Annotated in this window: 12 protein-coding genes, 1 pseudogene and 1 riboswitch; of the genes and pseudogenes, 11 read left to right on the top strand and 2 right to left on the bottom strand. The window is 71.9% G+C overall.

Features of this window, described 5'->3' with window-relative positions; all coding sequences use genetic code 11:
• The first annotated feature begins 83 nt into the window (after window positions 1–83).
• Complete coding sequence (gene hemN / locus RT051_RS08900) at window positions 84–1,466, top strand: oxygen-independent coproporphyrinogen III oxidase (RefSeq protein WP_313075244.1); 1,383 nt, start codon at window positions 84–86, stop codon at window positions 1,464–1,466.
• Window positions 1,467–1,469: 3 nt separating this feature from the next.
• Window positions 1,470–2,195 carry a sulfite exporter TauE/SafE family protein gene (locus tag RT051_RS08895; RefSeq protein ID WP_313075242.1) on the top strand — a complete coding sequence of 242 codons (726 nt, stop codon included), beginning with the start codon at window positions 1,470–1,472 and terminating at the stop codon, window positions 2,193–2,195.
• A gap of 317 nt (window positions 2,196–2,512) precedes the next feature.
• On the opposite strand, the gene RT051_RS08890 is transcribed toward RT051_RS08895, so the two are convergent.
• Together RT051_RS08890 and RT051_RS08885 are read right to left on the bottom strand one after the other, a co-directional pair.
• Complete coding sequence (locus RT051_RS08890) at window positions 2,513–2,851, bottom strand: cell division protein ZapA (RefSeq protein WP_313075240.1); 339 nt, start codon at window positions 2,849–2,851, stop codon at window positions 2,513–2,515.
• The gene (locus RT051_RS08885) at window positions 2,848–3,078 is read right to left on the bottom strand and encodes a DUF904 domain-containing protein (protein ID WP_313075238.1); all 231 of its coding nucleotides are present in this window, start codon (window positions 3,076–3,078) and stop codon (window positions 2,848–2,850) included. Before RT051_RS08885 ends, RT051_RS08890 begins: the two co-directional genes overlap by 4 nt.
• Window positions 3,079–3,115: 37 nt before the next feature.
• Window positions 3,116–3,363: riboswitch (cobalamin riboswitch) on the top strand.
• 73 nt (window positions 3,364–3,436) lie between these two features.
• Here RT051_RS08885 and RT051_RS08880 point away from each other — a divergent pair.
• From RT051_RS08880 to RT051_RS08840, 9 genes and pseudogenes are all read left to right on the top strand, one after another.
• Window positions 3,437–5,344, top strand: coding sequence for a TonB-dependent receptor domain-containing protein (locus RT051_RS08880; RefSeq protein ID WP_313075231.1), 1,908 nt, complete (start codon window positions 3,437–3,439; stop codon window positions 5,342–5,344).
• An 11-nt stretch (window positions 5,345–5,355) separates the two neighbouring features.
• Window positions 5,356–6,717: a cobyrinate a,c-diamide synthase gene (locus RT051_RS08875; protein WP_313075228.1), complete on the top strand. Its 1,362-nt coding sequence runs from the start codon at window positions 5,356–5,358 to the stop codon at window positions 6,715–6,717.
• Window positions 6,718–6,733: 16 nt separating this feature from the next.
• Window positions 6,734–7,315, top strand: coding sequence for a bifunctional adenosylcobinamide kinase/adenosylcobinamide-phosphate guanylyltransferase (locus tag RT051_RS08870; RefSeq protein ID WP_313075225.1), 582 nt, complete (start codon window positions 6,734–6,736; stop codon window positions 7,313–7,315).
• Complete coding sequence (locus RT051_RS08865; RefSeq protein ID WP_313075223.1) at window positions 7,312–8,202, top strand: helical backbone metal receptor; 891 nt, start codon at window positions 7,312–7,314, stop codon at window positions 8,200–8,202. The genes RT051_RS08870 and RT051_RS08865 overlap by 4 nt, the downstream gene beginning before the upstream one ends.
• Window positions 8,199–9,251, top strand: a complete 1,053-nt coding sequence (locus RT051_RS08860; RefSeq protein WP_409520583.1) for a FecCD family ABC transporter permease — start codon at window positions 8,199–8,201, stop codon at window positions 9,249–9,251. Before RT051_RS08865 ends, RT051_RS08860 begins: the two co-directional genes overlap by 4 nt.
• Entirely contained in the window at window positions 9,248–10,024 is a 777-nt protein-coding gene (locus tag RT051_RS08855; RefSeq protein ID WP_313075220.1) for an ABC transporter ATP-binding protein, read from the top strand. The genes RT051_RS08860 and RT051_RS08855 overlap by 4 nt, the downstream gene beginning before the upstream one ends.
• Window positions 10,025–10,188: 164 nt before the next feature.
• Window positions 10,189–10,587 (top strand): hypothetical protein, encoded by a 399-nt coding sequence (locus RT051_RS08850; protein WP_313075218.1) that lies wholly within the window; start codon window positions 10,189–10,191, stop codon window positions 10,585–10,587.
• A gap of 313 nt (window positions 10,588–10,900) precedes the next feature.
• A complete protein-coding gene (locus tag RT051_RS08845; RefSeq protein ID WP_313075216.1) occupies window positions 10,901–13,018 on the top strand; it encodes a TonB-dependent receptor domain-containing protein in 2,118 nt (705 codons plus the stop codon).
• Window positions 13,019–13,135: 117 nt separating this feature from the next.
• A pseudogene (locus tag RT051_RS08840) lies at window positions 13,136–13,250 on the top strand (cob(I)yrinic acid a,c-diamide adenosyltransferase); the annotation flags it as partial.

Here is a 13,250-nt window from a genome sequence, read left to right as displayed (position 1 = left end):
ATTGGGTCCTCTTGATCGAAATCAAGGACGCTCGGGCGCCAGCTGGGGCACAGTGCCCGACTCACCCTGAGGAATTACCCCCTATGACCGTTGTCACCACCGAACTGCTGCGACGCTTCGACGTTCCAGGGCCACGCTATACCTCCTACCCCACGGCGGATCGTTTCGTGGAAGCCTTCGGCGAAGAGGAATACGTGCTGGCCCTGCAGCAGCGCCGGGTGGGATCGGTGGGCAAAGCGATGCCGCTGTCGCTGTACGTCCACATTCCGTTCTGCCAATCCCTCTGCTATTACTGCGCGTGCAACAAGATCATCACGCGCCACCCCGAGCGCGCCGAGGTCTATCTGCGCTACCTGAGCCGCGAGATCGACCTGCATACCGCGCACTGCGGCGTGGGACAGCAGGTGAGCCAGCTGCATTTCGGCGGCGGCACGCCCACGTTCCTGTCCGACGAAGGCCTGCGCGAGCTGATGGCCATGCTCAAGCGCAGCTTCACGCTGGTGCCGGGCGGCGAATACTCCATCGAGGTCGATCCGCGCACCGTGGACGAGTCGCGCCTGGCCCTGCTGGCCGAGCTCGGCTTCAACCGCCTGAGCTTCGGCGTGCAGGACTTCGACCCCGAAGTGCAGAAGGCAGTGCACCGCGTGCAGCCGGCCGAGCAGGTGTTCTCCCTCATCGAGAGCTCGCGCCGCCTGGGGTTCGAGTCCGTGAACGTGGACCTGATCTACGGCCTGCCCCGGCAGACGCCCGAATCATTCGAGCGCACGCTGGGGCAGGTCTCCGAGCTGCGGCCGGATCGCATCGCGCTCTACGCCTACGCCCACCTGCCCGAGCGCTTCAAGGCGCAGCGGCGCATCATCACGGCCGAGCTGCCCATGGCCTCGGCCAAGCTTTCCATGCTGGCGCAGGCCCTGGAGGTGTTCGAGGGCGCGGGCTATGTCTATGTGGGCATGGACCACTTCGCCCTGCCGCAGGACTCGCTGGCGGTGGCCAAGCGCCAGGGCCGGCTGCACCGCAACTTCCAGGGCTACAGCACCCAGCCGGACTGCGACCTGATCGGCCTGGGGGTGTCGGCCATCGGCCGCATCGGCGCCACGTACAGCCAGAACGTCAAGACGCTGGACGAGTACTACGATGCCATCAACCAGGGGCGCCTCCCTATCGCGCGTGGCCTGGCGCTGACGAAGGACGACCTGGTGCGCCGCTCGGTCATCATGGCGCTGATGTGCCAGGGCGAAGTGCTGTTCGAGCCCATGGAGGCCGCCTGGCTGATCGACTTTCGCAGCTATTTCGAGCCCGAACTGCAGCAACTCGAGGAGATGGCCGGGCAGGGCCTGGTCAAGCTGGCCGACGACGGCGTGCAGGTCACCGAGCTGGGCTGGTACTTCGTGCGCGGCGTCGCCATGGCGTTCGATAAATATCTGCAGGCCAACCGGAACCGCGCGCGCTTCTCCCGGATCATCTGATCCATGTTCCTCACGCTTGCGTCCACCGTCTTCCTGATGGGCCTGGTGGGTGGTACGCACTGCCTTGCCATGTGCGCCGGGCCCTGCGGCGCAGTGATAGGGGCAGGGGGACGCCCTGCCGCCCCGGGCGAACCTCAGGTGATCCACTGGCTGCCGCGCCGCCCGGTGCTGGGCCGCACGCTGGCCTTCCACGTCGGGCGCCTGGCGGGCTATGGCACCGCCGGTGGTGCCGCAGCCTTCGCCATGGACCAGCTGGCCTGGCTGGGCCAGCACAGCAGCGCACTGCGGCCGCTGTGGACCATGACGCATGTGCTCATCATCGCCTGGGGCCTCATGATGCTGCTGCAGGCACGCCAGCCCGCCTGGATAGAGAGCGCCGGCCGCACCGTGTGGGCGCGCGTGCAGCCCCTGGTGGCACGCCCGGGCGGACTGTTTTTCACCGGCATGGCCTGGGCATTGCTGCCCTGCGGGCTGCTTTACACCGCGCTGCTCACCGCTGCCCTGAGCGGCAGCGTGGCGCGTGGCGCGGCCAGCATGGTGCTGTTTGGCATCGGCAGCGGCCTGTGGCTGGTGGCGGGCCCCGCGGCCTGGCAATGGCTGCGGCAGCGGCTCAACCGGATGCAGCAGGCCAGCGGCTCGCGTGCCGCAGGCGCCGTGCTGTGCGTGCTCGGCGGCTGGGCGCTGTGGATGGATGTGATGCACGGCCAGCCCGCGCCCTGGTGCGCCTGAGCGCCTGCCCCGGGGCGGGCGGTGACAGCTGGGGGAAGAGGGGAGAGGGGGGTAGGCGGAGGGCGGGGAGCCCCGGCTTCGCTCGAAAGAAGGTGTCTGCAAATGCCACCGGACCGGCATCCTGAACCGGGGGTTCAGGTGGGCGAGGGCAACCTGACATTGGGTTCATCTGACGCGAGATGATCACGCCTGCCAGGCGATGTACCAAGCCCGGGCTCCAAGAGCATTGGTTCAAGGAAATATAAAGCCCGGCAGCATCGCAGACAGGTGCATTGTAGGCGCGTTGCGCGCCCCGCGAACACCCCGTTCGCCAATGCTTACAACCCCGGCGCGTCCCCAGCGGCGAGGGCCTGGTCCAGCCGGTCGAGCAGGGCGGCGAGGCGCTCGTCCTGCAGGTGTGGCGGCTCTTGCGGGGGCTGCGCGGCCGGGTGTGCGGACGCCTCCTGCTGGGCGGCCTCGCGGTCGGCCAGGTCGAAGGCCAGGTTGAGCGCCGCCAGCACGGCGATGCGGTCGCGGGCGCGCACCTTGCCCGCATCGCGGATGCGCGTCATGGCCGTGTCCACGCGCTCCACCGCGGCCATCAGGCGCGGCTCCTGGCCTTCGGCGCAGCCCAGCAGGTAGCTCTGCTGCAGGATCTGGACTTCGAGCTGTTTCATGGCGTGGCGTCGGAGGCGGCGGGCGCCGCGTTGGCGGGAAGACGGTCCAGCAGCGCATCCACGCGGGCGCGGGCGGCCTGCAGGCGCGAACGCAGCGAGTCGCGCTCCTCGGTGAGGGCGGCGACCTGCTGCTCCAGCAGGGCCTTGTCCTGCCGCAGTTGCGCGTGCTGCTGGAGCAGGCGCTCCACGCGCTCGGCGATCTGGTCGATGGGGGAAGGCTGGGGCATAGGGCGGCAATTGTAGGGACCGTGCGGCCGGCGCGCATAAAATCCGCCGCTTGTTGGTGCTCGCGTCATGGTTCGCATGCCGCAGTTCAACGGGAAGCAGGGAGGGGCCGTCCGCCATGGACCGGGCCCCGGGCCTGCGCTGCCCCCGCAACGGTCAGCGAACGAGCCGCGTGTCGGCTCACCTGTCACCAGTCAGCCACTGGGCGCCTTGAACAAGCGCCTGGGAAGGTGGTGTGCAGGATGTCTTCGCCAGCCCGGATACCGGCCAACAAGGAGGCTTTGCGCCACTGGGCGCACGGCCATGTCACCCAATGCTGGCGGGGAGGCTGGCGCGGGTTTGTTTGCTTGCATTTTCTCCATGTCGAATTTCCTGTTCTGCTCCCGCGCGGCTGCCGATGGCCGCGCGTATCTGCGCCTGAGCGCTCTGGCCCTGGCGGCGCTGGCCGCTTGCGGGGCCCATGCCCAGACGGGGGGCACCCTGCTTGCGCAGAACCTGCGCGCCCCGGACCTGGACGAGGTCGTAGTCACCGCCACCCGCACGGCCCAGCCGCTGACCGACGTGCTGGCCGATGTGTCCATCGTGGACCGCGAGACCATCGAGCAAAGCGGCGCCACCGGCCTGGCCGACGTGCTGGCGCGCTTGCCCGGCGTCGAGATGACGCGCAATGGCGGCCCCGGCACGGCCACCAGTGTCTTCCTGCGCGGCGCCGAGACGCGCTTCACCGCCGTCTATGTCGATGGCGTGCGCGTGGATTCCCAGGCCGGCAGCGGCGACCCGTCGTGGGAGGCCATTCCGCTGTCGCAGATCGAACGCATCGAGGTGCTGCGCGGTCCGGCCGCGGCCATCTACGGCTCGGACGCCGTGGCCGGGGTGATCCAGATCTTCACGAAAAAAGGCGAGGCGGGTGTCGCGCCCTACGTGGGCGTGGGCCTGGGTACCTGGCGCACCTGGCGCTCCGAGGCCGGCGTGAGCGGCGCCAGCGGCGCCGTGGACTATGCCCTGGGCTTTTCTCGCGAAGGCAGCCGGGGCTACAGCGCCAAGACCGACGCCGCGGCCAACCCGGACCTCGACGGCTACCTCACCACCGCCGCGAGCGGCCGCCTGGGCTGGCAGCTGCACGCGGCGCACCGCCTGGAGGGCACGCTGCTGTACAGCGACTCCAACAGCGGCTATGACGTCAGCCCGACCAGGGACGACCGCAACCTGCGGCGCCTGCAGACGCTGGGCCTGGCTTGGCATGCGCAGTGGAGCGAGGCCTACAAGACCCGTCTGTCCGTCAGCGAATCGCAGGACCGCTACGAAACCACGCCGAGCATCTACCTGACCGACACGCGGATTCGCAGCTACCTGCTGCACAACGAATGGCGCCTGGGCGCGCAGCTGCTGACGGCGTCGCTGGAGCGGCGCGAGGACCGGCTGGACAACACCAGCTTCTTCCCCACGATGGAGACGCGCCAGCGCTCATTCGACGCCCTGGCCCTGGGCTGGGGGCTGCGCCAGGGCGCGCACACGCTGCAGCTGAACGCGCGCCACGACCAGGACAGCGAGTTCGGCGGCAAGACCACCGGCAGCGCCTCGTACGGCTACGACTTCGCCCGCCACTGGCGCGCCACCGCGTCCGCCGGCACGGCCTTCAAGGCGCCGACGCTGTACCAGCGCTTCACCAAGTACGGCGACGCCTCGCTCAAGCCGCAGCAGTCGCGCAACTTCGAGCTGGGCGTGAAGTGGCAGGAGGGCGCGAGCAGCTTCTCTGCCACGGCCTACCGCAACCACATCGACGACCTGATCATCTACGTGGACGGCCCCGGCCCGTGTGCGGCCAGCAGCGATCGCTATCCCGGCTGCTACGCCAGCGTGGGCAAGGCGCGCTACCAGGGCGTGACGTTCGCGGGCGCGCACCGCCTGGGCGGCGTGCGTCTCTACGGCTCGCTCGACCTGCAAAACCCCCGGAACCTGGACACCGACAAGCAGCTGCAGCGCCGCGCCAGGCGCCACGCCACGCTGGGTGCGGACACGCGCGTCGCCCAATGGACGGTGGGCGCCGAGGTGCAGGCCTCGGGCCGCCGCTACGACGACGCAGCCAACAAGAACGTGCTGCCCGGCTACACCCTGGTCAATCTGCACGCCAGCACCCGCATGGCACGCGACTGGCAGGTCGTCGCCCGCCTGGACAACGCCGCCGACAAACGCTATGAGCTGGCGCGCAACTACGCTACGCCGGGTCGCAGCTTCTACGTCGGCCTGAAGTGGGCACCGCAGTACTGACCCCGGCTTCCATGGCCTCTGCCTCCTGTCCCGCCCTGGTCATCGCCGCTCCCGGCTCGGGGCAGGGCAAGACCACCGCGACCGCCGCCCTGGCGCGCCTGCACGCGCGGGGCGGGCGGCGCGTGCGTGTCTTCAAGTGCGGCCCCGACCACCTGGACCCACACTGGCACGAACTGGCCAGCGGCGCCCCCGTGCACACGCTGGACCTGTGGCTCACCGGCGAGCGCGACTGCCGCGAGCGCCTGCACGCGGCCGCGCGGCAGGCCGACCTGATCCTGGTCGAAGGCGTCATGGGCCTGTTCGACGGCGAGAACAGCGTCGCCGAGCTGGCGCGCCGCCTGGGGCTGCCGGTGCTGGTCGTCATCGACGCCAGCGCCATGGGCGGCACCCTGGGCGCGCTGACGCACGGCCTGCGCAGCTACTGGAGCGACCTGCCCTGGGCCGGCGTGCTGGCCAACCGCGTGGCCGGCGAGCGCCACGCCGACCTGCTGCGCGCCGGTCTGCGCGATCCCGGCGACTGGCTGGGCGCGCTGCCGGCGCTGGGCGGGTTCGAGGCCGGCCGGCCCACCGCGCTGCTGCCCGAGCGCCACCTGGGGCTGGTCGCGGCGCACGAACTGCCCGACGCCCTGGCGCGCCTGGATGCCGCCGCCGATGCCCTGGCCACCACGCCGCTTGGGCGCATGGCGCCGGCCGACTGGGAGCGCTGGCGCGTCTCTTTCGACGCTCCGCCAGCCGGCGGTGCCGCGCCCGCACCCCTGCTGGCCGGGCGCACCGTGGCCGTGGCGCGGGACGCGGCCTTCTGCTTGGTCTATCCCGCCAACCTGGAGCTGCTGGAGCAGCTCGGCGCGCGCGTGGCGTGCTTCTCGCCCCTGCGTGGCGAGGCGCTGCCCGACTGCGACGCCCTGTGGCTGCCCGGTGGCTACCCCGAGCTGCACGCGCCCGCGCTGGCCGCCCACACCGGACTGCAGGCCCAGCTGCGCGCCCACGTGGCCGCGGGCCGGCCCGTCTGGGCCGAGGGCGGCGGCATGCTTGCGCTGCTCGAATCGCTCATCCTCGCCGACGGCACGCGGCAGCCGATGTGGGGGCTGCTGCCCGGCCAGGGCACCATGCACCGGCGCCTGCAGGCCCTGGGCCCGCGCGTGCTGCGCCTGCCGGGCATGGACGAGGCGCTGCGCGGCCACAGCTTTCACTATTCCAGCGTGGACAGCAGCGCACATGCTCCCAGGCAGGCCCTGCGCCCCGGCACCGAGGGCGCTGCCGAGGCGCCGGGCGCCGAAGCCGTGTACCGCCACGGCAGCATCTGCGCGAGTTATTTCCAGCCCTGGTTCGCCAGCGCGCCGCGGGCGCTGGCGCGGCTGCTGGGTAGCCACTGACGTGCACAGGCCCGCCATGCACCCCGACATTGCCCGCAGCGAACTCATCCTGGGTGGCCAGAAAAGCGGCAAGTCGCGCCGCGCCGAGCGGCTGGCGCACGCCTGGCTGCAGACCCCGGGGCACCGCGCCACGCTGGTCGCCACCGCCCAGGCGCACGACGCCGAGATGCACGCCCGCATCGAACGCCACCAGCGCGAGCGCGCCGAGCGCGTGCCCGGCATGGAGCTGGTGGAGGAGCCGCGCGACCTGGCGGGCGCCCTGGCGCGCCACAGCCGGGCCGAGACGCTGCTGGTGGTGGACTGCCTGACGCTGTGGCTGACACACTGGCTGATGCCGGCATGTGAGCAAAATATGCAGCAAACCCATGACTGGCAAGGGCAGTGTGCTCACTTTTTCGCTGCGCTGCGGCAAGCGCCCGGCCCCGTGGTCCTGGTCGGCAACGAGATCGGCCTGGGCGTCATTCCGCTCGGGCGCGAGGTGCGCGCCTTCGTCGATGCCCTGGGCCTGCTGAACCAGCGCGCGGCGGCGGCCTGCGGGCGCGTCACCCTCATGGCCGCCGGCCTGCCCCTGACCCTGAAGGACGAACCCGCCCCATGATGAAGCTCCTGTCCCTGGGGCGGCTACGCGCCGCCTGTGCGCTGGTCCTGGCCGGCGCATCGCTCGTCGCGCAGGCCGCCATCACCATCACCGACGACCGGGGCCGCCGGCTCGAGTTCGACGAGCCGCCGCGGCGCGTGGTCAGCCTGCTGCCGTCGAGCACCGAAAGCCTGTGCGAGATGCAGCAGTGCCACCGCCTGGTGGGTGTGGACCGCTATTCCAACTGGCCCGAGCCGGTGCGCCAGCTGCCCAAGGTCGGTGGCGGGCTGGACCCCAACATCGAGGCCATCGTCGCGCTGCGCCCCGATGTGGTGCTCCTGTCGGTGGCCAGCCGCGTGAGCGACCGGCTGGAGGCGCTGGGCATCAAGGTGGTCGCGCTGGAGCCCAAGACGCACACCGACGTGCGCCGCGTGCTCACCGTGATCGGCGACCTGTTCGCCGTGCCGCGCGCCGAGGGCGTGGACCGGCTGTGGCGCGTGATCGACGCGGCCGTGCAGGCGGCGGCGCAGTCCCTGCCCGCGAAGGCACGCGGCGCGCGAGTGTTCTTCGAGGTCAGCCGCGGCCCCTACGCCGCCGGCCAGCCGTCCTTCATCGGCGAGACGCTGGCGCGGCTGGGCGCGCGCAACGTCGTGCCGGCCAGCCTCGGGCCGTTTCCGCGGCTGAGCCCGGAATACGTCCTGCGCGCGCAGCCCGACCTGGTCATGGTCTCCAACCGCAGCGCGCAGCCCGTGGCCCTGTACCCCGGCTGGCACAACCTGCCGGCCATCAAGGCCGGGCGGCTGTGCGTGTTCGGCCCCGAGCAGGCCGACGTGCTGGTGCGCCCCGGCCCGCGCATGGCCGAGGCGGCGCGCATCATGGCCGGCTGCCTGAGTGAGAAGCTCCCGTGAGCGCCGTGCTGCCGCGCACCGACGAGCCCGCCAGCCGCGCCGCGCCGGACAGTGGCCGGCGCCGCGCCGTCGCCATGGCGCTGTGGCTGGCGGCTGCCAGCGTGCTTCTGGTGCTGGTGGGCGCCAGCGTCGGCAGCACCGGCTTCGACAGCGTGCTGAACATGGGCGGCGACGCGTTGGCGCGCCAGATCGTCTGGGACATCCGCCTGCCGCGCACCCTGGGCGCGTGGCTCGCCGGGGCGCTGTTGGCGTTGGCCGGCGCCGTGGCGCAGGGGCTGTTTCGCAACCCGCTGGCCGACCCCTATCTGCTGGGCAGCGCCTCGGGCGCGGCCCTGGGCGGGGCTCTGGCCATGGCCATGCTGGGCGTCTCGCCCAGCACCACAAGCTGGCTGGCCCGCCTGGGGGTGACGGGCGCCGCTTTCATCGGCGCGGCCGGCGCGGTGCTGCTCACGCTGGTGCTGGCGCGCGGCGTGCAGCACACGCTGCGCCTGCTGCTGGCCGGCGTGGTGGTGGGCGTGGTGCTGAGCGCGGCGCGCGACCTGATCCAGGTGGCGCGGCCGAACATTCTTGAGGCCATGCAGGTGTTCACCATGGGCAGCTCGGCCTTTGTGGGCTGGCAGGCCTGCGCGCTGATGGCCGCCGGCTGGCTGGTGTGCGCGCTGGCGGCCTGGGCGCTGTCGCGCCTGCTGGACGGCCTGATGCTGGGCGAGGCCACGGCCGCCAGCCTGGGCCTGCCGCTGGCGCCCATGCGCGCCGGGCTGGTGCTGGCCATGGCGCTGGCCACGGGCACGGCGGTGGCGCACACCGGCCTGATCGCCTTCGTCGGGCTGGCCGCGCCGCACCTGGTGCGCTCCATGGCGCGCGTCACCCACCAGTGGCATGTCTGGCTGTCCAGCCTGATGGGCGGAGTGCTGCTGCTGGGCGCGGACATCCTGGCGCGCTGGCTGATCGCCCCGCAGGAGTTGCCCGTGGGCGTGCTGACGGCGGCGCTGGGCGGCACCTACCTGCTGTGGCTGATGCACCGCCGCTCGCTCGGTGGCGGACTATGAAAACCATAGCTCTCAGTGGGCGCCAGATAAGGGCCAGCATGCAAAAGGCCCAGATCCTGCACGGCATCGACCTGGACTTGCCGGCGGCACGCTGGACCAGCATCGTCGGGCCCAACGGCGCGGGCAAGTCCACGCTGCTCAAGGCGCTGGCCGGCCTGCTGCGCCATGCCCGCGTGGAGGGCGATGTGCAGCTGCTGGGCCGCCCGCTGGCGGGCCTGCCCGCGCGCGAGCGGGCGCGCCAGCTCGCCTGGCTGGGCCAGAACGAGGCCGCCGCCGACGACCTGCCCGCGTACGACATCGCCATGCTCGGGCGCCTGCCGCACCGCTCCTGGATGGCGCCCCCGAGCGAGGCCGACCACGCCGCGGTGCAGGCCGCGCTCACCACCACGCAGGCCTGGCAGTGGCGCGCGCGGCCGCTGTCGCAGCTGTCGGGCGGCGAGCGCCAGCGCGTGCTGCTGGCGCGCGCGCTGGCCGTTCAGGCGCCCGTCACCCTGATGGACGAGCCCCTGGCCAACCTGGACCCGCCGCACCAGACCGACTGGCTGCGCACCGTGCGTGCCCTGGTGGCCGGCGGCAGCACGGTGGTCAGCGTGCTGCACGAAATCTCGATCGCCCTGCAGGCCGACGATCTGCTCATCATGGCCGGCGGGCGCGTGGCGCACCACGGCGCCTGTGGCGACGCGGCCACGCACGCGGCGCTGGAGCAGGTGTTCGAGCAACGCATCCGTGTGCGCTGCATCGACGGCCTGTGGATGGCACTGCCACGGGTATGAGCAACGCACGAACGATGCGGGACTGCCCGGGCAGGGCAGTTGCAAGGCTGCGGCCTGCCGTGTGCCGTGTGCCGTGCGACGCAGCGCGTCCGCTGTCACGTGAATTTCACGCGCGGCCTGCATGGGCTGCATCGTTGCCTGGATTACGCTTGCCGGTTCGCTCCATGACCACGCCGCTGCCGCCCTCCAACTGTCTTGCCGACCGCGTGCGCCGTTTCGCGCTCGGCTGGTTGCTGCTGGCGCTGGTCCTGGCGCCGGCATTGGGGCGCGTGCATCAGATCGTCCATGGCCTGGGCACGACAAGCGCGGAACTGGCTGCCAACGCTGGCGCGCACAGTCCCGCCAGTCGTGCGCTGGACATGCTGCACGCGCTCTTCGCCGGCCATGGCAGCGCGGACTGCCAGGTGCTGGACCAGCAGACGCTGGGCGGCCCCACGCCTGCGCCGCTGCTGGCGCTGGCACACGCCGCGCCACAGGCCACACCGGCCGCATCCCTTGCCGCCGCGCCCGTGGCGCGCCGGACGGCGCCGTTCCAGGCGCGCGCGCCCCCTGGCTCCACCTGAGCGTGCACTGATCGGCCGGGCGTGCTAGCGCGGCCGCGGGCCAGCAGTGTCCGCTTCGGCCGGGCGTTCGCGTTCCGTCCAGGGCGCGGACGCCGTGGCCAGCGTGCCGCCGCGCCGGTGGCCGGCGTGGGCACCCCACGGCTGCTCGAACTACTTTTTTGATAGCTGGCTGCCCTTGTGCTGCAAGGGCTGGTGGCCTTTTTTACCCCTAATTCATCCGTTCTTGCCGCAGCGCATGCCGCGTTGCGTGCAGCGCCCTGCCTGCGCCGCCAGCGGCCGCTGGCATGGCGCGCCTTTTTGATCGAGTCGACCCATGACCTCTCCAATGGCTTTTTCCCTCACTGTCCCGGGCACGCGCCGCCCCCTGGCCAGCGCACTGCTGGCCCTGCTGGCGTCTGGCACTGCCGGGGCACAGTCCACCCCTGCACCTACACCCGCACTTTCGGCTTCGGCTGGCGACAGCCTGCCTGAAGTCACCGTTTCCGCCAGCGGCCTGCAGCTGGGCGTGTCCGAGATGACTCAGCCAGTCTCGGTGCTCGAAGGCGACGCGCTGGCGCGCCAGCGCGAAGCCACGCTGGGCGAGACGCTGGAGGGCCAGCCCGGCATCACCGGCAGCCACTTCGGCGCCGGCGCCAGCCGCCCGGTGATCCGCGGCATGGACGGCGCGCGCGTGCGCGTGCTGTCCGATGGCGCCGAGCTGCACGACGCCTCCACCATCAGCCCGGACCACGCCGTGGTCGCCGAGCCGCTGCTGGCCACGCAGATCGAGGTGCTGCGCGGCCCGTCGGCGCTGGTGCATGGCGCCGGCGCGGTGGGGGGCGTGGTGAACGTGCTGGACGGCAAGGTGCCGACGGCCGTGCCATCCAAGGGCTACGAGGGCAGCGCCGAAGTGCGCGCCGGCAGCGCCGCGCGCGAAAAAGCGGGCGCCGTGGCCGTCACCGGCGGCACCGGGCCATTCGCCGTCCACGTTGAGGCCGCGGGCCGCGACGCGGGCGACTACCGGGTCGGCAGCGGCTGGGAGGGCGGACGCCACGTGCCCGGCAGCTTCAACGACACGCGCAGCGCCAGCCTGGGGCTGTCGTGGGTCGGCGAGAGCGGCTACCTGGGCCTGGCCTTCACGCGCCAGACAGCGCGCTATGGCCTGCCCGGGCACAGCCACGGCTTCGAGGGCTGCCACACGCACGGCAACCATCTGCACTGCGGCGCGCACGACCACGACCACGAGGACCACGACCATGGCGAGGAGCACGGCGACCACGACCATGACCATGGCGCGGTCCCGGTGGTGGACCTGCGCAGCGAGCGCATCGACCTGCGCGGCGAGCTGCGCGACCCGTTCGCCGGCGTGGCCGCGCTACGCTTGCGCGGCGGCTTCACCGACTACGTGCACGACGAGATCGAGGGCGGCGAAGTCGTCACCACCTTCAAGAACAAGGCGCACGACCTGCGCGTGGAGCTGCAGCACCAGCCCATCGCCGGCCTGCGCGGCCTGCTGGGCGTGCGCAGCGCCGAGCGCAGGTTCAGCGCCGTGGGCGAGGAGGCCTACGTGCAGCCCACGCGCACGCGCTCAACCGGCCTGTTCCTGCTGGAGGAATATCGCCTGGGCGACTGGCGCATCGAGGGCGCGCTGCGCCACGACCGGCAGAGCGCCCGCGCGCTGGACAGCGGGGTCGAGCGCTCGCACCACGGCACCTCGGCCTCGCTGGGTGCCGTCTGGCGCGTGGCGCCGGGCTACGCGCTGGGCGCCAGCGTCACCCGCGCCAGCCGCGCGCCCACGGCCGAGGAGCTGTACGCGCGCGGCCTGCACATGGCCACCGCCACCTACGAGCGCGGCGACGCCGAGCTGCGGTCGGAGATCTCGCGCAACGTCGACCTGACGCTGCGCAAGACCAGCGGCCCGACCACCTTCGACGTGTCGGTGTACCGCAACCGCATCCGCCACTACATTTACGGCCGCACGCTGGATGAGCTGGACGGCCTGCAGCTGCTGCAGTACAGCCAGGCCGACGCCACCTTCACCGGCATCGAAGGCCGTGTGCGCCAGGCGCTGACGCGCCAGGTCGGCCTGACGCTGTGGGGCGACAGCGTGCGCGCGCGCCTGGACGGTGGCGCTCGCCTGCCGCGCATCTCGCCGGCGCGCGTCGGCCTGAAGCTGGACGCGCAGTGGCAGTCCTGGCAGGGCGACATCGAGTGGCTGCAGGTGGCCCGCCAGAGCCGCGTGGCGCAGTTCGAGACCGCCACGCCCGGCTTTTGGCTGTTGAACCTGGGCGTGGCCTACCATGGCGGCGCCGGCACGGCCACGCCGTGGCAGGTCTACCTGAAGGCGCGCAACCTGACCGACCGCCTGGCGTATTCGCACGTCTCCTTCATCAAGGACGCGGCGCCGCTGGCCGGCCGCAGCGTGGTGCTGGGCATGCGCGTGGCGTTCTGACGCGGCGGTCCATAAGCCGCACGGACGGCCGGCGGGCGCAGTACATGCCGTGCCCGCTGGCCGCCCATCGCCGTTCTTGTATCGTCGCTGATTTGTCTTTCAGGAGAGCCCATCGTCATGCAGATCGAAACACCACCGAGCGAGAAGCCCTACGAAAAGCCCGAGGGCGAGCGGCGCGGCCTGGTCATCGTCAACACCGGCGACGGCAAGGGCAAGAGCACGGCCGCCTTCG

This window comes from Melaminivora sp., from assembly GCF_032059615.1.
Classification (GTDB): Bacteria; Pseudomonadota; Gammaproteobacteria; order Burkholderiales; family Burkholderiaceae_C; genus Melaminivora.
This window is presented reverse-complemented; position numbering and strand designations above follow the sequence as displayed.

Bases quoted from the DNA above. Each gene is read 5' to 3' on its own strand.
- hemN (WP_313075244.1), top strand. From the start codon at position 84: ATGACCGTTGTCACCACCGAACTGCTGCGACGCTTCGACGTTCCAGGG.
- RT051_RS08895 (WP_313075242.1), top strand. From the start codon at position 1,470: ATGTTCCTCACGCTTGCGTCCACCGTCTTCCTGATGGGCCTGGTGGGT.
- RT051_RS08890 (WP_313075240.1), bottom strand. From the start codon at position 2,851: ATGAAACAGCTCGAAGTCCAGATCCTGCAGCAGAGCTACCTGCTGGGC.
- RT051_RS08885 (WP_313075238.1), bottom strand. From the start codon at position 3,078: ATGCCCCAGCCTTCCCCCATCGACCAGATCGCCGAGCGCGTGGAGCGC.
- RT051_RS08880 (WP_313075231.1), top strand. From the start codon at position 3,437: ATGTCGAATTTCCTGTTCTGCTCCCGCGCGGCTGCCGATGGCCGCGCG.
- RT051_RS08875 (WP_313075228.1), top strand. From the start codon at position 5,356: ATGGCCTCTGCCTCCTGTCCCGCCCTGGTCATCGCCGCTCCCGGCTCG.
- RT051_RS08870 (WP_313075225.1), top strand. From the start codon at position 6,734: ATGCACCCCGACATTGCCCGCAGCGAACTCATCCTGGGTGGCCAGAAA.
- RT051_RS08865 (WP_313075223.1), top strand. From the start codon at position 7,312: ATGATGAAGCTCCTGTCCCTGGGGCGGCTACGCGCCGCCTGTGCGCTG.
- RT051_RS08855 (WP_313075220.1), top strand. From the start codon at position 9,248: ATGAAAACCATAGCTCTCAGTGGGCGCCAGATAAGGGCCAGCATGCAA.
- RT051_RS08850 (WP_313075218.1), top strand. From the start codon at position 10,189: ATGACCACGCCGCTGCCGCCCTCCAACTGTCTTGCCGACCGCGTGCGC.
- RT051_RS08845 (WP_313075216.1), top strand. From the start codon at position 10,901: ATGACCTCTCCAATGGCTTTTTCCCTCACTGTCCCGGGCACGCGCCGC.